Source organism: Streptomyces xanthochromogenes (assembly GCF_014650455.1).
In the GTDB taxonomy this organism is placed as follows: domain Bacteria; phylum Actinomycetota; class Actinomycetes; order Streptomycetales; family Streptomycetaceae; genus Streptomyces; species Streptomyces xanthochromogenes.
On record NZ_BMUZ01000003.1, the window covers coordinates 44,499 to 68,307 of the forward strand.

The 23,809-nt window shown below is 68.7% G+C and carries 20 protein-coding genes; 10 read left to right on the top strand and 10 right to left on the bottom strand.

Features of this window, described 5'->3' with window-relative positions:
• Positions 1 to 1,084 precede the first annotated feature (1,084 nt).
• Positions 1,085 to 2,743: a serine/threonine-protein kinase gene (locus IE267_RS07680; RefSeq protein ID WP_167161492.1), complete on the top strand. Its 1,659-nt coding sequence runs from the start codon at positions 1,085 to 1,087 to the stop codon at positions 2,741 to 2,743.
• A 1,256-nt stretch (positions 2,744 to 3,999) separates the two neighbouring features.
• Here IE267_RS07680 and IE267_RS39450 read toward each other — a convergent pair.
• Both IE267_RS39450 and IE267_RS07690 read right to left on the bottom strand, forming a co-directional pair.
• Positions 4,000 to 4,467 (bottom strand): hypothetical protein, encoded by a 468-nt coding sequence (locus tag IE267_RS39450; RefSeq protein ID WP_229860818.1) that lies wholly within the window; start codon positions 4,465 to 4,467, stop codon positions 4,000 to 4,002.
• 672 nt (positions 4,468 to 5,139) lie between these two features.
• Positions 5,140 to 6,384, bottom strand: coding sequence for a serine hydrolase domain-containing protein (locus IE267_RS07690; protein ID WP_189762556.1), 1,245 nt, complete (start codon positions 6,382 to 6,384; stop codon positions 5,140 to 5,142).
• 53 nt (positions 6,385 to 6,437) lie between these two features.
• Between IE267_RS07690 and IE267_RS07695 the strand changes: the two genes are divergently transcribed.
• From IE267_RS07695 to IE267_RS07715, 6 genes are all read left to right on the top strand, one after another.
• The gene (locus tag IE267_RS07695) at positions 6,438 to 7,208 is read left to right on the top strand and encodes a LysR family transcriptional regulator (protein ID WP_229860820.1); all 771 of its coding nucleotides are present in this window, start codon (positions 6,438 to 6,440) and stop codon (positions 7,206 to 7,208) included.
• Positions 7,205 to 7,426: a type 2 periplasmic-binding domain-containing protein gene (locus tag IE267_RS39455; protein ID WP_229860822.1), complete on the top strand. Its 222-nt coding sequence runs from the start codon at positions 7,205 to 7,207 to the stop codon at positions 7,424 to 7,426. The genes IE267_RS07695 and IE267_RS39455 overlap by 4 nt, the downstream gene beginning before the upstream one ends.
• 732 nt (positions 7,427 to 8,158) lie before the next feature.
• Positions 8,159 to 9,778: a PP2C family protein-serine/threonine phosphatase gene (locus IE267_RS07700; RefSeq protein ID WP_373304522.1), complete on the top strand. Its 1,620-nt coding sequence runs from the start codon at positions 8,159 to 8,161 to the stop codon at positions 9,776 to 9,778.
• Positions 9,775 to 10,869 (top strand): cobalamin B12-binding domain-containing protein, encoded by a 1,095-nt coding sequence (locus IE267_RS07705; protein WP_189762558.1) that lies wholly within the window; start codon positions 9,775 to 9,777, stop codon positions 10,867 to 10,869. Before IE267_RS07700 ends, IE267_RS07705 begins: the two co-directional genes overlap by 4 nt.
• On the top strand, positions 10,866 to 11,297 hold the full coding sequence (locus tag IE267_RS07710; protein WP_189762559.1) for an STAS domain-containing protein: 432 nt from the start codon (positions 10,866 to 10,868) through the stop codon (positions 11,295 to 11,297). The genes IE267_RS07705 and IE267_RS07710 overlap by 4 nt, the downstream gene beginning before the upstream one ends.
• A 51-nt stretch (positions 11,298 to 11,348) precedes the next feature.
• Positions 11,349 to 11,855 carry a MarR family winged helix-turn-helix transcriptional regulator gene (locus IE267_RS07715; RefSeq protein ID WP_189762560.1) on the top strand — a complete coding sequence of 169 codons (507 nt, stop codon included), beginning with the start codon at positions 11,349 to 11,351 and terminating at the stop codon, positions 11,853 to 11,855.
• A 592-nt stretch (positions 11,856 to 12,447) separates the two neighbouring features.
• Here IE267_RS07715 and IE267_RS07720 read toward each other — a convergent pair.
• The 3 genes from IE267_RS07720 to IE267_RS07730 all read right to left on the bottom strand — a co-directional run bounded on the left by IE267_RS07720 (position 12,448) and on the right by IE267_RS07730 (position 14,571).
• Positions 12,448 to 12,786: an STAS domain-containing protein gene (locus IE267_RS07720; RefSeq protein ID WP_167161422.1), complete on the bottom strand. Its 339-nt coding sequence runs from the start codon at positions 12,784 to 12,786 to the stop codon at positions 12,448 to 12,450.
• Between the two features lie 220 nt (positions 12,787 to 13,006).
• The gene (locus tag IE267_RS07725) at positions 13,007 to 13,438 is read right to left on the bottom strand and encodes an ATP-binding protein (protein WP_229860824.1); all 432 of its coding nucleotides are present in this window, start codon (positions 13,436 to 13,438) and stop codon (positions 13,007 to 13,009) included.
• 959 nt (positions 13,439 to 14,397) lie between these two features.
• The gene (locus IE267_RS07730) at positions 14,398 to 14,571 is read right to left on the bottom strand and encodes a CsbD family protein (RefSeq protein WP_167161420.1); all 174 of its coding nucleotides are present in this window, start codon (positions 14,569 to 14,571) and stop codon (positions 14,398 to 14,400) included.
• A gap of 230 nt (positions 14,572 to 14,801) precedes the next feature.
• Here IE267_RS07730 and IE267_RS07735 point away from each other — a divergent pair, with 230 nt between their 5' ends.
• A complete protein-coding gene (locus IE267_RS07735; RefSeq protein WP_100575597.1) occupies positions 14,802 to 14,963 on the top strand; it encodes a hydrophobic protein in 162 nt (53 codons plus the stop codon).
• Between the two features lie 366 nt (positions 14,964 to 15,329).
• Here the strand turns inward: IE267_RS07735 and IE267_RS07740 are convergent, their stop codons facing one another.
• From IE267_RS07740 to IE267_RS07760, 5 genes are all read right to left on the bottom strand, one after another.
• Positions 15,330 to 15,671, bottom strand: coding sequence for a hypothetical protein (locus IE267_RS07740; RefSeq protein ID WP_189762561.1), 342 nt, complete (start codon positions 15,669 to 15,671; stop codon positions 15,330 to 15,332).
• Between the two features lie 79 nt (positions 15,672 to 15,750).
• On the bottom strand, positions 15,751 to 16,236 hold the full coding sequence (locus tag IE267_RS07745; protein ID WP_189762562.1) for a hypothetical protein: 486 nt from the start codon (positions 16,234 to 16,236) through the stop codon (positions 15,751 to 15,753).
• Between the two features lie 422 nt (positions 16,237 to 16,658).
• Positions 16,659 to 18,770: an MMPL family transporter gene (locus IE267_RS07750; RefSeq protein WP_189762563.1), complete on the bottom strand. Its 2,112-nt coding sequence runs from the start codon at positions 18,768 to 18,770 to the stop codon at positions 16,659 to 16,661.
• A 141-nt stretch (positions 18,771 to 18,911) separates the two neighbouring features.
• A complete protein-coding gene (locus tag IE267_RS07755) occupies positions 18,912 to 19,418 on the bottom strand; it encodes a MarR family winged helix-turn-helix transcriptional regulator (protein ID WP_373304492.1) in 507 nt (168 codons plus the stop codon).
• A gap of 452 nt (positions 19,419 to 19,870) precedes the next feature.
• The gene (locus IE267_RS07760) at positions 19,871 to 20,422 is read right to left on the bottom strand and encodes a DUF4383 domain-containing protein (protein ID WP_189762564.1); all 552 of its coding nucleotides are present in this window, start codon (positions 20,420 to 20,422) and stop codon (positions 19,871 to 19,873) included.
• Between the two features lie 351 nt (positions 20,423 to 20,773).
• On the opposite strand from IE267_RS07760, the gene IE267_RS07765 reads away from it, so the two are divergent.
• Both IE267_RS07765 and IE267_RS07770 read left to right on the top strand, forming a co-directional pair.
• Positions 20,774 to 22,303 (top strand): SDR family oxidoreductase, encoded by a 1,530-nt coding sequence (locus IE267_RS07765; RefSeq protein WP_189762565.1) that lies wholly within the window; start codon positions 20,774 to 20,776, stop codon positions 22,301 to 22,303.
• Positions 22,304 to 22,431: 128 nt separating this feature from the next.
• Positions 22,432 to 23,802, top strand: coding sequence for a cryptochrome/photolyase family protein (locus IE267_RS07770; RefSeq protein WP_189762566.1), 1,371 nt, complete (start codon positions 22,432 to 22,434; stop codon positions 23,800 to 23,802).
• Positions 23,803 to 23,809 lie beyond the last annotated feature (7 nt).

The following is a 23,809-nucleotide window of genomic DNA, read 5'->3' on the forward strand; positions in this document are numbered from 1 at the left end:
CCCCGCAGGTCGACGGCCTCCTCGTCCCTGCAAGATCTGCGGAGGGACCTGCGGTCCCCCCGTTGGAGCGAATAGCGACCTTCGCCTTCGCACTCTTAAAACGGTGGCCGGATCTCACCGAGGACGAGGCCGACATCTCGCCCTGTTCGACTGGTCCGCTGATGAGGGAAGCCCGCGACCCGCTGATCCACTTCCCTATGCGCTGGAACATGGCGGTGACGGCATCCGCCTACGCGGCGGGGGTTGCTTCGTCGATGGGCCTCAACTGCTTCGACCCTCAGGCACGGCAACTTCGATCATAGCGACGGCACGGGACCAGATCGTCAGAGGCAACACCCGCATCCGACCGACCGGGACCAGATCATCTGGCACTCTCTGCTGCTTGCATCTCGGCTGACCTGGTCGCCGCATGTCACAGTCGTGCCCGCAGACCAGATCATCTGGGACGGGACAAACGGGCCGGATTGCGGGCTTCATCAGCTGAACCGCTCGTGGACGCTGCGTCGCCCCCGGGACGAGACAGGGCCCCAATGGTCCCGCCATGCCGCCCAGGTTGACGGTAGGCCAGACTTCCCCGACTGCCGTGCCCTCACGCGCAAGCCTGCCCCACGGGTGGAACCGCCGGCGCGGCGAGCTGAAGCGGGCGCTCGTCACTGGCTGTCCGGGAATTCCCACGCCTTCGCGCATCCGCGCGGCCCGCTCCACGTCGTACTCGGTGTCGCCAACCATGGACGTGAACCGTTCCTCGCGGGCCAAGCGCCAGATCGTGAGCTCCGCGTGCGAAACGGACTCGCAGATCTCCACGTGTTCGTAGCGCGCACAAGCCATCATGTTCAGCAGCGCATACTGGCTCAACATCGCACTACCGTCGGCGAATTGAGCATCAGCGCCGACACTCGGCACGACTGAGCGCAGCCAAACGCCTGACACCAGTGCCCATGAGCCTCCTGCGCGCTCGCTCCTGGTGTCAGCGGCAACTGGGGTTTTGGGCTTGTGTGCCATTTCCCGAGGCGCAATCCAGGGTCCTCGACAGGATGCGGCTCTAGAGTTGAACGGCTGGCGCGGTGTTGCCGAGGGGGGCGAGATGGTCGATCTGCTGGGGCGTTATCGGTTGCTCGATGTTGTCGGCAGCGGAGGCATGGGGCAGGTACAGCGCGCCCATGACCTGGCACTCGGCCGGGACGTTGCGGTGAAGACCATGCGCGCGCCGGAACAGTCGAACGCGTTGGCACGCTTCGAGCGTGAGGCCCGTGCGGCTGGGCGCTTGAGCGGGCATCCGCACGTCGTGGCCGTCTACGACTTCGGGCGACACCGCGTCGAGCAGATCGAGACGGTCTTCATCGTCATGGAACTGGTACCTGGCCGGTCACTGCAGCAGGTGGCCGCTCAGACGCCCCCCGACGTCCGAACGGCCCTCCGATGGGTGCTCCACATCGCCCGCGCCCTGCAGGCAGCCCACGCGGAGGGGATTTTGCACCGGGACATCAAACCGGCCAACGCCGTGCTGGTGGAGAGCGCGGACCGGCCGAACGACGTCAAGGTCCTGGACTTCGGTATCGCCGCGCTGGCCGAAGAGCCGTCCCGCCTGACCGACACGGGCGTTGTGCCCGGCACCCGTGCGTACATGGCACCCGAATTGGGCGTGCGGGGGGCATCGACCGCGAGCGACCTCTACGCCCTCGGCGTCGTGCTCCACGAGTTCCTCACCGGGCACCTGCCGTTCTCAGGAGGGCCGGCGCGCGTCGAGCAGGCCGTCCCGAATCTTGCACGGCCACTGGTCGACCTGGCGGCCGCGCTGCTGGCCGAGGACCCCGAGCGCAGGCCCCCCACAGCAAGCGCGGTCTGCGCGGTGCTCAAGGCAGCGCTGAACAACCCGTTCTCACCACCGGGCAGCGCCGCTCAGCAGGCGGCGGGCGGCCAAGCGGGTCTCCCGCCCGGTCCCGGCCACACCGTGCTCGACCAGCAGGCCACAGCGTCCTCCGTCTCATCGAGTGATCCAGCGCAGGTGCCCCGGTGGCGCCGGGACGCGTTGACTCGCCGGGTGACACGGGCCAGAGAGTGCGTCAATGCCGCCGAGTCCGCCGAGATGTACCGCGCGCTCCTACCGGAGGCCGCTGTCGTCGAGGGCGAGGAGAGCGACGAGTACCTGCTCATTCGCTGGCTGTACGGTGAGCGCCTGCGCGACGCCGGCCGGCACGCCGAGGCCGCCACCGAGGTCCTCACCCTGATGCCCCAGCTGCTGGCGATGGACGAGCGTCAGCGTGGTCTTGAGGGTGTTCGCTGGCGCGTCTCCGCTGCCGCCTTGACCCTGTGTCTGGCGAACCGGGCCGAGGAGGCGGTGGGGATGATCACCCCGTGCATGGACCGCGTGATGGAAGAGCTCGGTCCCTACCATGCGGAGAGCGGATACATCCGGCAGTCGCTCGCCAAGGCGCTAGCGGCTTCAGGACGGCCGGACGAGGCCGTGGCACTGCTGGAGGGCGTGGTCGACGACATCGAGGAGGACGACCACGGCCAGTACAAGGCCCTTCCCTTCCGGGCAGAACTCGGTCGCCTGCTCTGCGCGGAGGGCCGCGTCGAGGACGGACTGGCAGAACTCGCCGATGTCCTCTACACCGCGCAGTCCGATCCCCAGGGCAGCGTCTACCTCCCAGATCGCGCTCAGCGCGAGATCGAGAAGGACGTGGCGGCGCTGCGCAGCCCTGCCAAGGCTCCCAAACGCCGGGGCTTGTTCCGTAAGTAGTGAGACGTCGCGCCAGGGAGGACGGCAACGCACCTCCGCGGGATGGTTGAGCCGTTTTTCGTCGCGCTGACACAGTGCCGGGACATGAGGCTCTCTGCACGGCGATCTCTGCCAGCTCGGAGCCCTGCACCGCGTACGTCTCCCGGGGCCGGGTCGGTGGCCGCCGTGCGGGGGTCGGGCCTTCATGGGCGCGGGCGCCAGGACGTGCAGGGCGCGGACGTTCGCTCCCTGCACGTGCTTGTTGGCTACCGCGATCAGCGTGGCGCGGGTGAAGGGTCGGTCCAGGTGGACACGCCACAGCGCGACGCCAGCGCCTCCTGACAGTTCGGTGGCTCGGCATCACCGAACTGTGAGGAGGCCCCTCTCTCATGTGCCGGGCGCCAGAGTGATCGCCCGAACGAGCCCGATACACAGGGAAGTTCGAGCAGTACTCGTGTTCTTCGGTCCGGCAACCGCTCCTAGCCCCCCGACACCACCTGGTAGCCAAAGGACCCGAGCCCGCCGTCTCCGGAACAGTACGCGTAGGACACCTCGCCGGTGTTCATGCCCACGGTGGGCCCATAACGCCACGCACCGTCCTGGCATCGAGCCCACGTGTAGAACGAGCCCTCCCCTCGACAGGAGAAGCCGACTGTCTGAGTGTCGCTCCACACGCTGCATGTGGCCGAGGAGGCCGATGCCGGAGCGGCGAACGCCACTCCACCGAGGCCCAGCGCGAACACGCTGCCGACGATCGCCGCACCGCGGCGAGTCTTCTTGAGAAGGGACACAGGAGTAATCCGTTTCCGTGAGGCCAGGGCCGTTTCCCGACCATGGACACCGTCCAAGCACTCTGAGATGTGCTCTGGGCAAAGATTCGGACACCCTCGCAGTCCAGGTCATGACCCGTCAAAAGCGTTGACAGAAAGACCAGTTGTGCGCCATTCGTACCGGACCCCCCGCCGCCGTGCCCTGCCGCTGGACAGACACTGGCCTCGATACCAGTGACCGATGCCGTCCCTCCTCCGAAGGGAACCGGCCCGACTTCACTGTCGCAAGTCGTCACCGGGCAGGAGCACCTGGCGGGCAGCGGTCCGACTTGGCAAAGCGGCCGCATAGGTCATCCGCAAGCGGCAGGTCGTCGCCGTCGACGCCTGAAGAACCTCGCGTGGGTCGAGAGGTTGCCCTCGTAACCGCAGGTGTTCGCTGGGGCTCGCATCACGGGCGAGCGGCGCCGCCGGGCAGTTGAGTACCACCGGTCGAGAACTGATGCATCCTCAGCAGATGCTATCCAGGGGCGCGTTGGCGTAACAGGTACATGACCAGTAGTGGTCCGTTGCGGCGGCGATGTTGGTCCGGCGGACCCGCGTCACAGCGCGGTGCTCTCCCTTGCCGTGAAACGGTCGGGGAGGCAGAGCGGGAACGCAGCCGAGTTCGTCGGCAATTCGGCCCTTCGGATCAGGGGTGCGGGTCGGGGCTGCAATCCTGCACGTAACGGAGGCAGCGCTCGGCGGAGCGGCGTGACCGCTGCTGCTCCGTCGGTGCTGACCACGCGTCCACAGAACGCGTACGAAGGCGAAGGGTTCGCCCAGGGTCAGGGCTCGGCGGATGGTGCCGGGCCGTTCCGGGATGAAGTTGGGGATGCTGTACATGAAGCTGACCCAGCGCCGGTCCATGACCACCATGAAGATGCCGCCGCTGGACGCAGCGCCGCGGCCTTCCGGGTCGTCGGCCCAGTGCAGCACGGTGCCTCAGACGAAGTGCGTGCCCGCGTTGATCAGCGTCATGCCCGGGGCGATCTGCCGGGTGTCGCCCGTCCAGTACTCGATCAGGGGGCGGTACGGCCGACCCACTCGCGGTCGGCCTCGTGGATGTACACCGGGGCGTCGAAGGCCCGTGCCCTTTCGGTCATGTCGCCGCAGAAGTGCGGGTGGCTGATCGCGATCGCGCTGATCCCCCTAGCTCCTGGACCCGGGTGGCCAGGTCGTCGTCGAGGTATCCCACGCAGTCCCACAGCACGTTGCCGACGGGCGAGCGGATCAGCAGGGCACCGCTGGCCGACCGCGAACGACGGCACCGCGCCCACCCCGGTGATGCCGGGCCCCTCCCCGGCGAGCCGGCCGCGGTGCCCGGCATCGCGCAGCTCGGCGAGCGAGGTCCATCGCTGCCCCTACCGGCCGACGTAGTGCCGCTCGTCCAGGCAGATCGGACCGTCCGGGCGCGGTGCCCCGTACTGCACCCCGAGGTGCGGCAGATCGGAAGCTGCTCGCCCACGTCCACTACCACTGCCTTGGACGACATGGAGACCCGCCTTTCCAGGAGATGCACGCCTGACGACGGGGATCAACAGCCGGTCCTGCCGCCCTCCTTCCTCGGCCGACCAGGCAGCACGGGCCATCGGAGTGGCGGCGCCGGCGTCAGTCGTCGAGTGCCTGGTAGAGCATGGTCCAGAAGTCGTGCATGAGGTGGATGGAGTGCGGAACGGACGCTCCGACCTGGGTGAGCAGGATGCCGACGACGTCGTTGACGGGGTCCGCGTAGGTGGAGGTGCCGGAACCGCCGTCCCAGCCGAACTGGCCGACGGGGGCGTAGTCGCCGCGGTAGGTGCGTACCGCCATGCCGTAGCCCCAGCCGCCGTGCTGTCCTTGGCCGAAGGAGATGTGCACGTTGTCGAGGGCCAACTGCTGCCGCGCGTGCTGCTGTTCCGGGGTGAGGCGGTTGGTGGTCATCAGCGCGACGGCGGGTTTGGACAGGACGCGATGGCCGCCGTTCGGCCCTGCGGCGCGGCCGCCGGCCAGGAGCATGCGGAAGTAGGCGTGGTAGTCGTCGGCGGTCGAGTTCAGTCCGCCGCCACCGCCGGGGAAGGCCGGCGGCGTGCTGTGGCGTCCGCCCGCGGCCTCGTCCCACACCTGGAACTCCCCGGTCACCGGGTCGGGCGCGTAGAGCGGCGGCAGCCGGTGGAGCTGGTCCTGCGGGACGTGGAAGCCGGTGTCGGTCATGCCCAGCGGGTCGAAGACGCGCTCCTTGAGGAAGGCGTCGAACGGCTGGCCGGTGACCCGGGCGACGAGCACGCCGAGGAGGTCGCTGGCGATCTGGTACTGCCAGCGCTCGCCGGGCTGGTGCATCAGAGGCAGTTCGCCCAGGCGGCGCAGCCACTCGTCGGGGCCGGGCATGGGGGTGGGCAGGTTGGGGGTCAGGCCCTTGGCGAAGACCTCGTTCATGACTGGGGTGCCGATGGAGGTCATGTCCATCCCGAGCCCGAAGGTGGAGCCGAGCACGTCCCGCACGGTGATCGGACGCCGTGCCGGCACGGTCTCGTCGAGCGGGCTGTCGGGGCGGCGCAGGACCTGCCGGTCGGCGAGTTCGGGCAGCCACTCCTGCACCGGGTCGTCCAGGCGTAGCCGGCACTCGTCGAGCAGGACCATCGCCGCGGCGACGGTGACCGGCTTGGAGGTGGACGCCATGCGGAAGACCGTGTCGCGGGCCATGGGGGCGCCGCCGTCGTGGCGCATCGTCCCCAGTTCCACGGTGTGGGTGTGGGGGCCGCGGCTGAACAGGGCGACGACGCCGGGTATCCGCTCGGAGTCGACGTGTCTCGCCAGGACGTCGCGTATCCGGACCAGCCCGGTCTTGGTGAAATCGTGGTTGCGTTCGGTGGTCATGGTCGTGTGCCCCCAGCCATCGGCGATCCTCGGTGCCGTCAGTCTCTGCTGCGGTGGACAGGTCGATCAACGACCGTTTCGGCGACGTATTGTTGAGCGGAACTCAGGTAATCGAGGACCGCGACGGGGGCCGTCCTGTGGAGATGCGCGACATCGAGATCTTCCTGGCGCTGGCCGAGGAACTGCACTTCGGGCGGACCGCGGAGCGGCTGCACGTCACCGCCGGCCGGGTCAGCCAGTCGATACGGCGCACCGAACGCCTCATCGGCGCACCGCTGTTCGACCGGACCACCCGCACCGTGCGGCTGACCCGGCTCGGTGAACGGTTCCGGCAGGACCTGGCGGTCGGGCACCGCCACATCGCGGACGCCGTCCGCACCGCGCAGCACATGGCATGCGGCTCCACCGGCACCCTGACCCTGGGCATCGTGGGGCCGATGCTGCAGACGCTCGCAGCCGCGCTGGATCTGTTCCGCGCCCGACACCCCGAGGTCGTCTTGGGCTTCCGCGAAGTGCAACCCGCCTCCGCACTGGACCCGCTGCGCGACGGCGACGTGGACCTGGCCCTGCTCTGGCTCCCCATCGACGAACCCGACCTGAGCCTCGGACCGGTCCTGCACCGCACCGACCTGCTGCTGATGACGGCCACCTCCCACCCCTTCGCCCGGCGGGAGTCGATCTGCCTGGAGGACCTCGCGGACGTCCCCTGGTACGCGGCACCACCGTCCCCGCCTACACCTCGGCAGCCATCGCCCCCTACCGCACCCCATCCGGACGCCGCGTACCGGACGGCCCGCAGGTCACCACGATGCAGGAGGTCATGACCGTCGTCGCCTCCGGCCAGTCCGGCGCAGGCGTCACCTCGGACGTCCCCAGGGCCTTCCCCTGGCCCGGCCTCGCCTTCATACCCGTCCGCGACGCACCCCGGGTCGACTGGGCCCTGGCCTGGCGCACCGGGGACAACAACCCCCTGACCCGCGCCTTCACCCAGGCAGCCACGGAGACCGCGCCTCCCAGCTCCACGACGCCTTCGGGCGGGTGATCGAACGCCGGCACCAGGCGGCAGGCGCGGCGCAAAACGCACCGGCAACGCACCCCGCGTCATGGCCCCCTGCGCAACCTCGCCATCGGCCTGACGTGCCAAGCCGGCTGAACCAACATTGCCGCCGCACCGACCACTACCGGTCACGCCCCACTACGCCAACGCCCCCCTGCGAATCCCCTGCTGAGAACGCATCAGCTCGGGCCATGGGCCAGGTCGAGTTCGACGTCACCGAACGGTGCCTGACCGCCTGCGATCCTTCGACGCGAAACAAGCAACGAACTGGCTCGCTGTTCCGTTCGACCTGTACTGCGAAGGCGGCGCCCCGGATTTCAAGAGCCAGTACTCACCGACCCTCTGGTCCCGCAATCGCCTGATCAACATCACCACCAAGGTTCTGGCCGGCGGCGCAAACAAAGACGTTGACTCCTGGGCCCTGCCCCAAGGCTTTCCCCAGCTGGTGACGGCATATCCACCCCGATTCGGCTGTGGTCCATCACCCGGACGGGGTACGTCTACGGAAGGCCAGACCTGCCGACAGTGACGTTCACCGGCAGGCAGAAGCCGAACCGCGTCGACGAACTCGGAGACAAGGAGCGGGTTGCCAGAAGGGTGCCGGGTGCGGGATTGTTGCTCGGAGGAAACGATCCCTTTGAGTTGATGAGGTGAGGGGTTCGCCCAGCGAATCCTCGATATTTGGTCTCCATCCAAGCGCAGACCGCAGCAGACACGGTGCCCGGCTTCCCGTGGAGCCGCGCCCCCTACCCGGTCCTGGTCGCTGACGCGGGCGGCTTGGTCGTACAGCGCAACGACGCCGCTCAGGCGCTTCTGCCCGCGGCCAGGCCCGGCGCGCGTCTGGCCGACGTAGTTCCGGCGTGGCTGGCGACGGCCCACCGGTCGATGCGGTTGCCTGCCCCGCGGGCCACGCGGGAGTCGGACGTGCCGCTGGCCGGACTGATCGCCGAGCGTCGTTACGAGGCGCATCCCAGCGTGGCCGATGACGGCACGGTCGCATGGTGGCTGGTGGATGACACCGACCACCAGCTGGTCCGTGAAGCCCTGCGCATGGAGCGGGAGCGGACCTCGTTCCTCGCGAAGGCGTCCAGCATCCTGCTGTCCTCCCTCAACCTGGGGCGTTGCATGGACGTGACCGCGCAGATGGCGGCCGAGAACCTGGCCGATGCGGCCCTGGCCATCGCGCCGGCCCGGGGCCGGCGGCTGCCGGTGGTGACCTGCCTGCGCGGCGGTACGCCCGTCACGTCGCAGGAGTCGGTCGACCCCGATGACGTGCCCGGTCTCGGTGAAGCTCTGCGCGGGTTTCCGCCGGTTCCGTCGCGGTGGCTCGACCCGGCCTCGGCGCCGGCGTGGATGATCCCGGAAGGGTTCGGTCCGGTCGGGGCCATAGTGATCACTCCGCTGCCCGGTCACGGTGTCGCGGCGGGTGCGCTGGTGCTGCTCCGCAAGGAGGGAAGTGCCGCGTTCACCGAGGAGGAAGAGGTCTTCGCCCGGCTGTTCGCCGCGCGGTCGGGGGCGGCGATGTCGGCTGCCCGCCTGTATGCGGAGCAGACGGAGATCACCGAGGTGCTGATGCGGGAGCTCCTGCCGCCGGCTCTGCATCAGATCTCCGGGGTGGACTTCGCCGGCAGCTACCGCCCTTCGGCCGATCACGAGCGGGTCGGCGGGGACTTCTACGACGTGCATCCCGCCGCGGTGGAGGGCGAGCCCTCGCTGGTGACACTGGGCGACGTGTGCGGGAAGGGCCTGGAGGCCGCTGTCCTGACGGGCAAGATCCGTAACACTCTGCATGCGCTGCTGCCCCTGGCGGATGACCACCAGCGGATGCTGAGCCTGCTGAACACCGCGCTGCTCACCTCGCACCACACCCGGTTCGCCACGCTGGTGTTGGCGTCCGCCGTGCGTCAGGGAAGTGAGGTGCAGGTGCGGCTGACCAGCGCCGGTCATCCGCTGCCGCTGATCGTCCGGGCGGACGGCACGGTGGATGTGGCCGATACGCGCGGCAACCTCGTCGGGGTCCTGCCGGACGTCCACGCGCGTACCGCTACCGTCACGCTCGCCCCCGGCGAGTCGTGCGTCCTGTTCACCGACGGAATCACCGAGGCCAAGGGCGGCCCGCTGGGCGACAGCCAGTTCGGTGAGGAACGCCTCAAGCGCGCCTTGGCCGGATGCGCCGGAATGCCCGCCGAAGCCATCGTGGAACACGTCCAAATGCTGGCCTCGCAGTGGCTCGGCGGCCGCCGTCACGACGACATGGCAGTCGTCGCGATCTCCGCACCGCGCACCCACCACCTGAGTGCGGTGGACGGCCACACGCGGGGCAGGTACACCGCATGAGCACCAGCACACCGCCCCGCCACACCGGCAGCGGGCACCTGGCCGACCTGGTCGGCCAGGTCTGGAACGCCGTGGCAGAGGGCGACGAGGTCACCGCCACCGACATCGTGCTGGGCGCCCTGGACGATGGCGTCGCCCCGGAGTCCGTGCTCCTGGACGTGATCGGCGCGGTCCAGGGCAGAGTGGGTGAGGAGTGGGCGGCCAACCGCATCACCGTCGCGCAGGAGCACGCCGCGACCTCCATCAACGAACGCGCCGTCGCAGCCCTCGCCCTGCACCCCGCGGCGCGCACCACCCCGAGCAGGGGGCGGATCACGGTGGCGTGCGTGGACGGCGAATGGCACGCCCTGCCCGCCCGGCTGGTCGCCGAGGTCCTCAAGTTGCGCGGCTGGCAGGTCGACTACCTCGGAGCACAGGTTCCCGCCCCGCACCTCATCTCCCACCTGCACACCACGCAGGCCGACGCGGTCGCCCTGTCCAGCTCGATCGCGACCCGGCTCCCCACCGCCCACGCCGCGATCACAGCGTGCCAGGCAGTCGGGGTGCCCGTCCTGGTCGGCGGCGCCGCCTTCGGCCCCGAGGGCCAGTACGCGAAACTGCTCGGCGCCCAGGTGTGGGCGCCCGATGCGCGGAAGGCTGCCGACCGCCTCGCCGAAGGACCGCTGCCACGGCCTGAGACGGACCACCAGCCGATCGACGATCTCCCGCACCTGGCCGATCAGGAATACACGATGGTCGCCCGCACCAGCGCCTCTTTGGTGAGGGCGGTTTTCGGCGCCCTGGAGGACGCGTTCCCCGCGATGCGCGCCTACGACGACATGCAGCGCGAGCGCACAGCGGAAGACCTCGCGCACATCGCAGAGTTCCTCGCCACGTCCCTCTACCTCGACGACGAGGGTCTGTTCACGTGGTTCATCACCTGGACCGCCGACATCCTGGAGGCCCGGGGGGTGCCCGCACGCTCCCTGCCGCCGGCCCTGAACCTGTTCGCCCGTGAACTCAGGGACTTTCCCCGGGCAGTTCGCACGCTCCAGCGGGGCGTCGAAGCCCTGACCACCGACCACTCCCCCGCCAACGGAACATCCGCATGACGACGCTGCCTCCCGGCCTCCACCTGGTCACCATCGACACCCAGGACACGGTCCGCATAGAGATCACCGGAGATCTCGACTACCAGACCGTGGACCTCCTCCTCGACGAGGTCACCTCCCAACTGGACGCCCGGCCCGGCCTGAAGGACCTGCACCTGCACTTCGCGGAGATCGGCATCATCGACTCCATGGGTCTGTCCGTCCTGTTGATGATCCACCGCCGCACCGCCGCGGCCGGGACGCGCCTGCACCTGGACGACCGCCCACCGAACCTGAACCGGCTGCTCGACATCACCGGTACGCTCGAATACCTCACGGCAGCGCCCCCCACCGGCGCCGCGACCTCACAGCAGCACACCGAACAAGCCCCGCCGACCGCGGGGACAGCGCAAGCGGCCCGCCCCACCGGACCGGACAGCACCACCTGAGCCACTGCCCGGCCAACCACCGGGCAGAGCAAGCACCGACCGGGGAAAGTCATGACCGCACCGGATGCCGCGCCCAGCGGCCTCTGTACCCACGCCACCGAGGCCGCCAGCACCATCACCGAACTTCTCGACGTCCTGTGGGAACGCGCCAAGGCCACCACCGCACAGGACACCACGCCCGTCTCCGCCTCCCAACTGCGTCTGATGTACACCATCGACCGGCAGGACGGCATACGCATGCGGACCGTCTGCCGCCTGCTCGCCTCCTCAGCCCCGAACATCAGCCGCATGTGCGACCGCCTCCAGGCCGTCGGCTTCCTCGAACGTCTCCCCTGCCCGGACAGCGGACGCGAAATCACCCTCCGCCTCAGCCCCGCCGGCAAAAAGCACCTCCACCGCATCCGCGAGCAGCGCGAAGCCATGCTCCATGAAGCCATCCACAACATGCCCGCAGGCCAACAGCGCGCACTGGCACGGGGTCTCACCGAACTAGCCGGCCAACTCACCAGCTCCAGCGGTGAAGAACCCCGCAGAGCCAGCGCCCAACCAGCAGCCTGAACCCGGCACCGGTACACGACGAGAATGCCGCGCCACCCCTCACGCGGCGCCCTCGCACCTCGCTGACAGCCGCGACACGGCTTCCGCAAGCTCGCCCTCAGGCACGCGGGAGTTGCCCTTCCTCTTGCCTTTTGCGCGAACACGGTGGGGGTGACACCTGGGCGGACGACCCCGCCACAGGGGTAGCCCCGGTCTCCCGCCTCGCGCAAGTCCGCATCGTGGAGAAACTCCCCAGGCCCATCAGCTGGAATGGGCCCGCACGGTGATCCGCCTGCTCGACGTGGATGGCCGACGGAAAGCCGACCATCGAGAAGCCTGAATCCCGTTCATGCTCCGGGCGGGCAGGCAGCCACCGCCGACGTCGTTTGCCCGATGAAGATCACAGCCGGCTCTGGCAGGCGCGTCACCGCAGTCGTAGGGACGCCGCCGGAACAGGCACCTTCCCTTACCATGCCTGGCGGCTTCAGCCTTGCAGTGAGCGACGAGCTCATCGCCCGCCTGGGAAGTCACCTCCGTATGCGAGCCGTTCTCCTAGAAGCTCGTTCCTCCGGTGCCGCACCCACTCCACATGCCCGCGAGCAGGCCCGTGGCATCAACGGGATGCCTGCTGGGCGGCTGCACGCGTGGGATGGAAGGTGAAGAGCCCGGCGGTGCCGGTCACGTCGAAGACGCGCATCACGGCGTCCGCGACGGGACCCACGATCAGTAGCCGGTGTCTCTGGCGGGTCCGCAGAAGGAGGTTCAGCAGGGCCGAGTCGGCGAACCGTATCTGCGACATGTCAGCGATGACCGGCATGCCGGTGGCTGCGGCCTCGTTCACGACTTGGGTGGCATGCTCGGACAGCTCGAAGTCAATGTCGCCGCAGAAGGATACGACGGCCGTGTCCTGTTCCGGCTGCCAGGTGACAGTACCTCTCTCATCAGAAGTCATCCGAGCACCCTCGCACACACGTTCCCTGAACGCACCGACCGGGCCTCTGGCTCTTGCAACACGGCGCGACCCGAGGTGTCGTCCAAAGGAACGCCGTCAGGCAGCATTTGGCTGACACACGATCTCCCCCTGCAGCAGGTCACCGCAGCTGCGTGCCGTATGGTCACGGGCGGCGGCGCCCCAACTGGGCACAAGGAAAAGGCGGCAACGCCCGAACTGATCACAGGGCAAAGGTGGCGGTGATGCGCTTGCCGTGGGGCAGCAGTGCGACCGTTACGGTGGTGGCGAGGCGCTTCACGATGGCCCAGCCGCGACCTCCGGGCATGCCGGGCTCAGCCGCGACGATCATGCGGGGTTCTTCACGGCTGGCGTCCTCGACCTGGAGCCTCAGGCGGGCTGCGCCGTGATCAACGTCGGCGCTGAACGCAGTCAGCCCGTCGCCGTGGACGATCGCGTTGGCCACGAGTTCCGTCACCGCCAGCTCGGCGTCTCCCTGCACTCGCGCGGTGTCGCCGGCGCAGCGCGCAAGCAGCCCGCGCACCACTGCTCGCGCCCCGGCCGCCGGCGCCATATCGTCGGTTGGACCGTCGAGGGCGGCTTTCACCGCGGCAGCGTGGGGCTTGGGCTCCGGGTCGGAGACGAGATCGGTCATGGAATGGCCTCCCGACGTGCACGGCACGTGATCGGTGCGTACGGTGTGGCGATTTCTTACGCGTGCCCGCTTCGCTCCGACCAATTCCTCCTGCCGTCACCCTGCACCTTTTCACCCTGGCATTTGAGGTGGCGTCGTCCGGCACCGCGAGATGTCGATGCTGCTGCTCAGCTGCCCGATGCAGTGCGCTCAAAGGCGCTCAAGGTGCTTTTTCACGCATAGCAACTGCGCACCAAGCGCGGAGCCCTCCAGGTCATCGAGGGGCTGATGGCATCCACCGGCCGTACCGCCGACTCTCCCGACGGGTCCTCCTATGTACAGGACTACGTAACGGAATCGGGTCAGCGGTCAGCGTCAAGGCTCGGCATTCCCCGATTCCATCGGCGAGGGAGACCCCGGCACGGTCGGCAAGGATCGACGATCTCCGCGCCCCGAGCAGTCTCCGGCGCCTCGGCCGTGGTGCAGGCGCGCGCCTCTCATGACACAGCTCGACGAGCGCGAACGCCTCAGCGCCAGCTTGCGGTTCGCACCAGGAGCTCACCCTTGCCCAGATCATCGGGATGGGGATCAGGGGCGGCGCCTCCCACAGGCAGGTCTCCCGCCCGCTCAACCGAATTGTCGCGAAGCTCCGTACCGGCATGCTCTCCGGCACCGCCTGAACCAGAGCATCGGGAATCAGCAGCATGTCGCAAGGCGGGCTCGCGTGAGGCGGCCCGCCTTACGCACGGCTCCCTGTGTATTCGGCTAGGCCCCTCGCACCCGAATACGCCACGCCCTGGCTCCGGCTCCGGCTCCGGCTCCGGCTCCGGCTCCGGCCAAGCACCACACACAGAAGGACTCGGTATGGATTCGTCCTCGAAAGCCGCGCCGACGAAAATCGTTCGCACAGCACGTGCCCGGCGGCGGGGCAACAACTCTGGGTTGTTGCCCCGCCGCCGGGTCAGGCAGAGATTCGCCGGTCAGTCCTTGAGGACGTCCTTGATCTTCTCCTTGGCGCCCCGGGCATCACCCTTGGCCTGCTCGGCGCGGCCTTCGGCTTCCATGCGCTCGTTGCCGACCGCGCCGCCAGCCTTCTCCTTGACCTTGCCCTTGGCCTGCTCGACCTTGGACTTTGCCTTCTCGTCGCCAGCCACGGCACTCAACTCCTCTTGCCACACGAAAGGGGGATTCCGCTCACCGAGCGAGTGTCCCCACACGCCGCCGCGAAACAGGCAATGGCCCCTCACCTTCGAGACACCGGGGCAGAGAACACTCGATCGAAGTGCCGACAGCGGATTCCCGGTTAAGAATCTTATAAACAGAGGCATCGACGTGGTGTAGACCTGCCACCCCAGGGCATTCGGTGGCTCGGAGGTTGATAACTATGGTTCCCCTGCTTCTCGTTCTTCTACTGGCCCTGATCCTCTTCGGTGCGGGCTTCGCCCTCAAGGCACTGTGGTGGATCGCCATCATCGTGCTCGTCGTCTGGCTGGTCGGCTTCGTCGCCCGCCCCAAGGGAGGAAGCGGCCGCTGGTACCGCTGGTAACCCGCCAGGCTCCAGCATTTGTGGGCTCCTCGCCAACACCGGCGGGGAGCCCACAGCCATGTCCGACGGCCCTTTTTTCGCACCCGGGGCTCATCACACGAGGAAACCCGGGTACATGCGCGATACGACCGTGGCGCCGGTCTCCCCACGCGGGAACCACGCCTCCAGGAGGCCGCCGCCACGGCCCCGAAAGCCGAGTCGGCTGAACGTCTGTGGCCGCCGCCCTCCGCGGCGGCCACAGACGTCAGGAGCAGCAACAAAACGGCCTGGCCCACGCCCTCGCCGGTCACGAGGCCACGGGTTTGGCCCTGATGCCGTGACCGGATCGCTCCTTTGGTGCCCGGCGCAGCAGCTGGTCCGGATGTTCTACGCCCATGTCCGCCGCCTCAAGGCCCGAAATGCGTCGACGGCTGGCTTCATGTCCTCGGCCGTCAGCGGCTCGTACGTGTAGAGGAGGACGAGGAGTGCGACTTCCGGGTCGTCGCCCGCGCAGCGGGCATCAGCCTGGACTGCCTCGATGTCCAGACCGAACTGAGCAAACGCATCGAAACCTTGCGCGGTCAGTAACAGACCGAGAACCAGTCTCCGCCGCAGGCACCCGCAGCTGGCGACGGCACAGTGATTCATTCCCTTACCGAAGCCCTCCGCCGCGAGCGCACCACCCACCGCTAGCGCGTCCAATAGCTCGAACAGCGACTGGCCCGGCACACGGCGAGATCCTGCGCTTGCAACACGTGGTCCCGTCACACCACCCGAGACCGTGACAGCACTCGCCTGACGTCAGGGCTCACGATCCAGAGCGCAAACCCAGAGCACTGTGCTCCATCACGCCCGAGGGAAGCTCGCTCCTTCCCGAAGCCCGAGCAGTCAGCTCCGCGAAACCGGCCCGGAGGTCGGCGGCTGGCTCACCAAGGACGATCGCGCTGATGATCAGCTCCATCATCAGACGGTCGTACTCGTCGCCCATGCTGCGATAGCGCCCCCCATCGGCCTCCACCACGGCGGAGAAGATCCTCTTCCCACCACCAGGAACAGGAGCAAAAGACGCCTCATAGATGCCGTGACCAGTCCAACTCCGATGCATGAAAACGACATTGTCTTCAGCGAAGACGTTCCACTTCTCGTCCATGTCCCGGGCTCGGTACCCGCGCCGGATCCGGTCCCAATCCTCGCCAGTCCAGACACGATCGGGCAACTGAGCCACCGGCCTGGGCGCGTTAATAGGATGGAGGCGCCGGAACGACTCTCGGGTGAGCGGGGCATCGGCAGTCATGCCCTGATCCTATGGATGCCCCAGCCCAACAGGACAGCGCTTTACCCTCAGCCGCGCGATGGGGGGGTGCCCATCAGCCACATCCCGGACGCATCCGCACCTTTCTGAACAGCGGCTTTGCAAGGCTCCCTCACCACTACCCCAGACAAGTTGAGCGACTTCGGGCGCGGGAAGTCTGCCGCGCGGATGCGCCGCTCGGAGCGGCGTCGGTCGCGGTCCTCGTACTCGGCCATCAAAGGACACCGCCCCGCTTCGCCCCCTCACGGAGACCTACGCCGGGCGTCCCGGCCCCAGGCCGTGGATGGGGCCAACTGAAGCCGGAACAAGCCCCGAACGCTCCCCCGCACTCAGCCGCTGAGGCCAACTCGGGCCGGAGAGGTGGAGCCGAGTCAGACCGTTAGCGCCACAGGCACCGGCAGCCATCACCCCTCCCCAGAACTGGCCCTCTCCGCTCCGCGCTCGCGTCGGCTCAGGGTTCCCGGCCACCACGCCTTGGGTCCGATGTCGTGCACCAGGGCCGGTACGAGCAGGGACCGCACGACCAGCGTGTCCAGCAGCACCCCGAACGCCACGATGAACGCGATCTGCACGAGGAAGGCGAGCGGGATCACCGCGAGCGCGGCGAAGGTCGCGGCGAGCACCACACCGGCAGAGGTGATCACGCCGCCGGTAGCCACCAGCGCCCTGAGGATGCCCTCCCGTACGCCATGCTTCAACGACTCCTCCCTGGCCCGGGACATGAGGAAGATGTTGTAGTCCACGCCGAGCGCGACTAGGAAGACGAATCCGTACAGCGGGACGGAGGCGTCGGTCCCGGTGAAGTCGAAGACGTACCGGAACACGAGCGATGAAATGCCCAGCGTGGCAAGGAAGTTGAGGGCCACCGTCGCCACCAGGAGCAGCGGCATGAGGAGCGAGCGCAGCAGAGCGACAAGGATGATCAGGATGATGACCAGCACGACAGGCATGATCAGCGTGCGATCGTGCTCGGCCGTGCGCTGGGTGTCGTACTGCTGGGCGGTGTAGCCGCCCACCAATGCGTCGGCGCCTTCGACGGAGTGGAGCGCGGGACGAAGACGGGAGATGGTCGCCTTGGCCGCGTCGCTGTCGGCCGGGTCTCTCAGGGTGACGTCCACGCGTACCTTTCCGTCCACGACGCGGGCGGGCCCGCCGGGTCGGCCTTGCTCGCCCAGGACTTGGGCGTCTGCGACGCCGTCGGTGGCCTTGGCCCGGGCGATGATCTGGTCCTGGCTGCCGGCGTGGGCGATCACCACGGCCGGGTTGCCGGAGCCGCCGGGAAAGTGGTCGGCGAGGGTGGCCTGGGCGGAGACCGACGGCGCGTCGTTGACGAAGATCTCGTCCAGGGGCACGCCCTTGGAGTTCAGCGTGGGAGCGAAGGCGGCGCAGGCAAGCAGCCCCAGCAGGGCGACGGCCCAGATCTTGCGCGGCGTCCTTTCCACTCGACGGGCGATGCGGCGCCAGACGCCGTGCCCGCCGCCTCCTGCTTCGGCAGCGCGGGGGCGGGCCGGCCAGTAAGCGGCGTTGCCGAGGAGCACCAGGACAGCGGGCAGGAAGGTGAGCGTGCTCAGTACCGCGCAGACGATGCCGATGGCACCGACCGGGCCGAGCGCGCGGTTGTTGGTGAGATCGCTCAACAGCAGGGCGAGCAGACCCAGCACGACAGTCGCCGCACTGGCGGTGATCGCGCCGGCGGACCGCCGCAGAGCGGCGCGCATCGCGGTGAACCGGTCGGTGGCGGAGGCTAGTTCTTCGCGGAAGCGGGCGGTGAGGAGGAGGGCGTAGTCGGTGGCGGCGCCGATCACGAGGATCGAGAGAATGCCCTGCACCTGTCCGTCGACGCGTACGGACCCGTGGTCGGCGAGTGCGTAGACGACCGCACAGGCCGCACCGAGGGCGAACACTGCGCCGAGGATGATGACGAAGGGCAGCAGGACGCTGCGGTAGACCAGCAGCAGGATCACCAGGACGGCGATCAGAGCGACGACGAGCAGTATGCCGTCGATGCCTTTGAAGGCGCCGACGAGGTCGGCCTGGCTGGCGGCCGGTCCGGCGATGGCGACTGTTGTTCCGGTGACTGCGGCTGCCTTGTTCCTGACCGCGTCCAGGGTGGCCTGGAGGTCGTCCCCGAGGTCGGGGCGCAGTTGCACCACGCCCTGGAGGGCCTGACGGTCGCTGGAGGGCAGAGCCGGTGTCGCCTGGCCCACCACGCCCGGCGCGCCTTGGAGCGATGCGAGCGCGCGGGTGGCCTGGGCCTGCTGATCGGCACCGAGCTGACCCTTGCCGGGGGCGGTCCATACGACGATGGCGGGCAGGCTCTCGTTCTGCTGGAACGCCCGCTGTGCGCCGATCACTTGGGTCGACTCGGCGTTGCGCGGCAGGAATGCGGCTTGGTCATTGGTCGCGACTTGGCCGAGCCGTCCGGCGTAGGGGCCGAGTGTGCCGCCGATGGCAAGCCAGATGATCAGCAGCGCCAGCGGCACGAGCCAGCGGGCGCCTCGCGAGGTGCGGAACATGCTTCTCCCAAGGACAGCGGCCAAAAAGACTCAATGAAAAAGTATCTCAATGATTGAGCTAGTTGGCGGAGCAGGTAGTTACGTCCTCACCTTCGGCCGTCGCGCACAGGTTGGATGCAGGTCGGCGAGAAGGTCTCGGGGCTACCTTTGCCGCCGGTCGGTCAGTTCCGCGTTGAGGCTGTCGAGGAAGGTCAGCACCACGGCCATGTCGTCCTCGGTGAAGGTGCTCCGCACGCGTTCCGCGGCCTCCGCGAGCGGGCTGAAGTACGACCGGGCCCGCGTCTGCGCGCCGGGCAGATAGCGCAGGTGGACAACGCGCCGATCCGCACTCTCGCGTACCCGCGCGATGTGCCCCGCCCGTTCGAGCCGGTCGACGCACGCCGTCACGGCCCCGGAGGTGATCCCCAGGTGCCGGCGCAGCGCGCCCGGAGTGACGGGCTCTGTGGAATCGAGGATCGCGGAGAGCGCTTGGACGTCGGTCGGATGAAGCTGCTGACCTGCCGCGAACCCGTGCACCAGTTGGTTGATCTCTCCATTGAGACGACGCAACTGAACGGCAAGCGCCTGGAGATCCGGGTGCGGGGCATGCCCGGGCTCCCGATCCCCTGTTCCCGTACTCGCGCGGATCTGATCATCACGGCTGTCCACCCGGTCACCCTATCCGCGCCGTCGCAGCGCCAAGGGCCGTCCCGTCACTGGCCGCTGGGAGGTACCTGCCTCGCACGGGCGCCACGGATTCCGTCACCCCCACTCCGACCTGTCGGCCAGGCGGCGACACCACCAGCACTCTGTCCGCCACCGGCGCCGGTGTGTGAACGGGACCGGCAGAGCGCGGCGCAAGAACACTGCATCCACAGGCTTCACGATTCGGCCGCGCTCGAGACGAGCTGGTTCCGGCAGCCTCTCCAAAGCCTCCTCCAGCATGTCGCGGGCGTGCCGGACGTCGTCGAAGAAGCACCAGGTGCATGAGCCGGACGGCTCCTGCGGATACGGCGGACGCTGCCGGTGCGTGCAGGAATGCGCGCTGCCGACGCGACGCACGGTCTCGCAGCACCTCTACCGACCACGGCGACTTCCGCGCCCCCCATCACGTTCCGGCCCTACCCTGCATGCCCAGCACTGCCCCCGCTCTGCGGCAGGGAGGCGGGAGTGCGGAGCGCGGCGCGGCGTAGGGCGGCTTCTCGGGCTGCCTGGCGTGGGTGCCGACGCCGCCAATAGGGGTTGTCGTGCGGGAGCCGGCTCGTGACACGCCCGTACATGCCGAACGTGAGGATGACCAGTCCCATCAGAAAGCTGAACACCACATTCGTCATGCCGAAGCCCAGGAAGTTGGCGGGCTTGTCGAGGATGAAGATGTGGGCGAATCCACTGAGCAGGAACAGAGCTCCGACGGTCATGTTGACGGTCGAGGCCAGATTGCCGCCCACGATCGCACCCGCGATGAGGACGAGGCCGAAGATGACGGAGAGCAGGCTCAGGACACCATTGGTGCTCATCCCGGCGATGTGGCTGCCGTGGGTGTTGAAGGGGCTCAGCTGATCGGCGAATCCGAGGCACCCGAAGAGCAGGAGTACCAGGCCACAGAACGCGGCACCCCAGCGATAGACCTGCGCGAGCTTGTGATCCGTAGGGAGCTCGTCGTGAAGTTTCATGACGTGACACCTCTCTGAACCGAGGTCTTCTTGTGCAGTTACTGGCTCTTCGCATGGAGCGGCACATTCGGTTGCACTCGAAAGGGAATTCACCGGATTGGCTCTATGCCACGCCGTTATCCGCAGCACACCCGCGAGCACGCGCGCCCTGTCGACGTGTTTCGCAGGTCGGCGTTCAGCGACCGGGACTTGAGGCCGGTTTGCCGTGCGGCCGGCGAATGACTGGACCTGGCTGTGCCCGGGCCCTGCGAAATCTGGGCGGTTTGGTGCATCCGGTGCAGCACTCCTGGAGGAAGGATCAAAGGTAAGGACCGCTCGGCGGGCGGCCGGAAGCCGATTCGGGAGCGACTGATGGAATCTGGTGCGACAGCGGGGGTCACCTGTCTGGTGACGGGGGCGACCGGCTATATCGGGGGCCGGCTGGTGCCGGAGCTGCTCGCGGCCGGTCACCGGGTGCGCTGTCTGGCGCGGGCGCCGGAAAAGCTCCGGGACTATCCGTGGGTCGGTGATGTCGAAGTGGTCCGGGGCGACGTGAAGGACGCCGCCTCGGTAGCGGCGGCGCTCCAGGACGTGGAGGTCGCCTACTACCTCGTGCACGGCCTCGGAACGGGCCGCGATTTCGAGGAAACGGACCGCACCTGTGCGCAGACGTTCGCCGATGCCGCGGAGACCGCAGGCACGGGACGGATCGTCTATTTGGGCGGTCTGACGCCGAACGGTGTGCGGCCGGAGGACTTGTCGCCGCATCTGCGGTCGCGGGCAGAGGTCGGGGAGATCTTTCTGCGTTCGTCCGTGCCCTCCGTGGTGCTGCGTGCTGCGGTCGTCATCGGGTCGGGTTCGGCCTCCTTCGAGATGCTGCGGTACCTGACCGAGCGGCTGCCGGTGATGGTCACCCCGAGCTGGGTCGGCACGCGCATCCAGCCCATCGGTGTCCGCGACGTCCTGCGCTATCTGACGGGCAGCGCCTCGGTCCCTGAGAACCTGAACCGCGCCTTCGACATCGGCGGCCCGGACGTCATGACGTACGAGAAGATGATGCGCCGGTACGCCGAAGTCGCGGGACTGCCGCGGCGGCTGATCGTGCGCGTGCCGATGCTCACACCGCGCCTGTCCAGCCACTGGATCGGCCTCATCACCCCCGTCCCGCGCGCTCTGGCCCGGCCACTTGCCGAGTCGTTGCGCCACGAGGTCGTCTGCGACGAGCACGACATCGCCCAGTACGTGCCCGATCCGCCGGGCACCCCGCTGCCCTTCGACCGTGCCTTGGAGCTGGCCCTGCGGCGGGTGCGTGACGCCCAGGTCACCACTCGCTGGTCGTCCGCCACGCTGCCCGGCGCGCCCAGTGATCCCCTGCCCACCGACCCCAACTGGGCGGGCGGCAGCCTGTACACCGACAAGCGGCAGCTGACGGTCGACTGCTCTCCGGCCGCCCTGTGGCGAGTGATCGAAGGCATCGGCGGTGAGAACGGCTGGTACTCCTTCCCGTTGGCCTGGGCGGTGCGCGGCTGGCTCGACAGGCTGGTGGGCGGGGTCGGCCTGCGCCGCGGCCGACGGGACGCCGAACGGCTGCGGGTGGGTGACTCGCTGGACTTCTGGCGGGTGGAGGAGATCGAGCCAGGGCAACTGCTGCGGCTGCGCGCCGAGATGCGGCTGCCCGGCCTGGCCTGGCTGGAGCTGCGGGCCGACCAGGGTCCCGGCGGACGGGCACGTTACCGTCAGCGCGCCCTGTTCCACCCGCATGGTCTGCTGGGCCACGTCTACTGGTGGAGCGTCTCCCCCTTCCACGCCTTCGTCTTCGGCGGCATGGCCCGAAACATCGCCCGCGCGGCCTCGGGCGCACCGTCCGCGCGGCGACGGCGCGGCCGAGGCCGCAGGACCTGAACTCCCACTCCGTGGTGCTCAGGCCGCATCCGATGCACGGCCCTGCGGGGAAGTAACAGCCAGACAGCCGCGTTCGGCCGGACCTACGGGTCACCAAGCGCCTTTCCCACTGCTCTCAAGAGGTCGGTATGAGCGTCTCCGTCGTCCTGTTCACCTCCGACCTGCGGCTGCGCGATCATCCGCCCCTGCGGGCCGCGCTGGCCTCGGCCGACGAAGTCGTTCCGCTGTTCGTCCTCGACGACGCCGTGGCCCACGCCGGTTTCGCCGTTCCCAATCGACGGGCCTTCCTCGCGGACTGCCTCACCGATCTGGATGCCTCGCTGCGTGAGCGCGGGGGGCGTCTCGTCCTGCGGTCCGGCGACGTGTACGCCGCGGTACGAGAGGTGGTGCTGGAATCCGATGCCGACGAAGTGCACATGTCGGCCGGCGTCAGCGGCTACGCCGGCCGGCGTGAGGAGCGCCTGCGGCGCATGCTGGAGGCCGAGGGCAGGCGCCTGTACGCACACGACGCCGTCATCACCACGGTCGCGCCGGGCGCGCTCACGCCCGCCGACGCGGACTATTTCGCCGTGTTCACCCCGTACTGGCGCCGGTGGGAGCAGGAGCGGCAGCGCACGCCGCTGGCCGCGCCCCGGTCCGTGCACGTCCCCGACGGCCTTGTCAGCGATCCGCTTCCCCAGCGGCACGAGATCGCGGGGATCTCCCCCGCGCTGGCGGCCGGTGGCGAGAGTGAGGGGCGGCGCCTGGTCTCGTCCTGGTTGAGCAGCGGCATCGACGCCTACGAAGAGGGTCACGACGATCTCGCGGGCGACGCCACCTCGCGGCTGTCCCCTCATCTGCACTTCGGGACGCTCTCCCCCGTAGAGGCGGTCCACCGTGCCCGGCAGGTGGACAGCGCGGGAGCCCGCGCCTTCGTGCGGCAGCTGTGCTGGCGGGACTTCCACCACCAGGTACTGGCCGCCCGACCGGACACCTCTCACCTCGACTACCGTCCGCGCGACGACCACTGGCGCAGCGAGGCCGACGCGTCGGAGGAGATCGAGGCGTGGAAGCGGGGACTGACCGGCTATCCGGTGGTCGACGCGGGCATGCGTCAGCTCTCCCAGGAAGGCTGGATGCACAACCGCGCCCGGCTGGTGACCGCGAGTTTCCTCACCAAGACGCTCTACGTCGACTGGCGCATCGGCGCCCGCCACTTCCTGGACCTCCTGGTCGACGGAGACATCGCCAACAACCAGCTGAACTGGCAGTGGATGGCCGGCACCGGCACCGACACCCGCCCCAACCGCGTCCTCAACCCCGTGCTGCAAGGCAAGCGGTACGACCCCGACGGCCGGTACGTACGCCGCTGGGTCCCCGAACTCGCCGACCTGCCCGGAGCTGCGGTCCACGAGCCGTGGAAACTCCAGGGGCTGGACCGGGCCCGCTTCGAGTATCCCGATCCGCTCGTCGACCTCGCCGACGCACGCGCCCGCTTCAAGGAGGCCCGCACCCCGTGAACCGGGC

Bases quoted from the DNA above. Each gene is read 5' to 3' on its own strand.
- IE267_RS07735 (WP_100575597.1), top strand. From the start codon at position 14,802: ATGGTTCCCCTGCTTCTCGTTCTTCTACTGGCCCTGATCCTCTTCGGT.
- IE267_RS07710 (WP_189762559.1), top strand. From the start codon at position 10,866: ATGACGACGCTGCCTCCCGGCCTCCACCTGGTCACCATCGACACCCAG.
- IE267_RS07750 (WP_189762563.1), bottom strand. From the start codon at position 18,770: ATGTTCCGCACCTCGCGAGGCGCCCGCTGGCTCGTGCCGCTGGCGCTG.
- IE267_RS07720 (WP_167161422.1), bottom strand. From the start codon at position 12,786: ATGACTTCTGATGAGAGAGGTACTGTCACCTGGCAGCCGGAACAGGAC.
- IE267_RS07705 (WP_189762558.1), top strand. From the start codon at position 9,775: ATGAGCACCAGCACACCGCCCCGCCACACCGGCAGCGGGCACCTGGCC.
- IE267_RS07760 (WP_189762564.1), bottom strand. From the start codon at position 20,422: ATGAAACTTCACGACGAGCTCCCTACGGATCACAAGCTCGCGCAGGTC.
- IE267_RS07690 (WP_189762556.1), bottom strand. From the start codon at position 6,384: ATGACCACCGAACGCAACCACGATTTCACCAAGACCGGGCTGGTCCGG.
- IE267_RS07715 (WP_189762560.1), top strand. From the start codon at position 11,349: ATGACCGCACCGGATGCCGCGCCCAGCGGCCTCTGTACCCACGCCACC.
- IE267_RS07725 (WP_229860824.1), bottom strand. From the start codon at position 13,438: ATGACCGATCTCGTCTCCGACCCGGAGCCCAAGCCCCACGCTGCCGCG.
- IE267_RS07765 (WP_189762565.1), top strand. From the start codon at position 20,774: ATGGAATCTGGTGCGACAGCGGGGGTCACCTGTCTGGTGACGGGGGCG.
- IE267_RS39455 (WP_229860822.1), top strand. From the start codon at position 7,205: ATGACCGTCGTCGCCTCCGGCCAGTCCGGCGCAGGCGTCACCTCGGAC.
- IE267_RS07745 (WP_189762562.1), bottom strand. From the start codon at position 16,236: ATGACTGCCGATGCCCCGCTCACCCGAGAGTCGTTCCGGCGCCTCCAT.
- IE267_RS07680 (WP_167161492.1), top strand. From the start codon at position 1,085: ATGGTCGATCTGCTGGGGCGTTATCGGTTGCTCGATGTTGTCGGCAGC.
- IE267_RS07770 (WP_189762566.1), top strand. From the start codon at position 22,432: ATGAGCGTCTCCGTCGTCCTGTTCACCTCCGACCTGCGGCTGCGCGAT.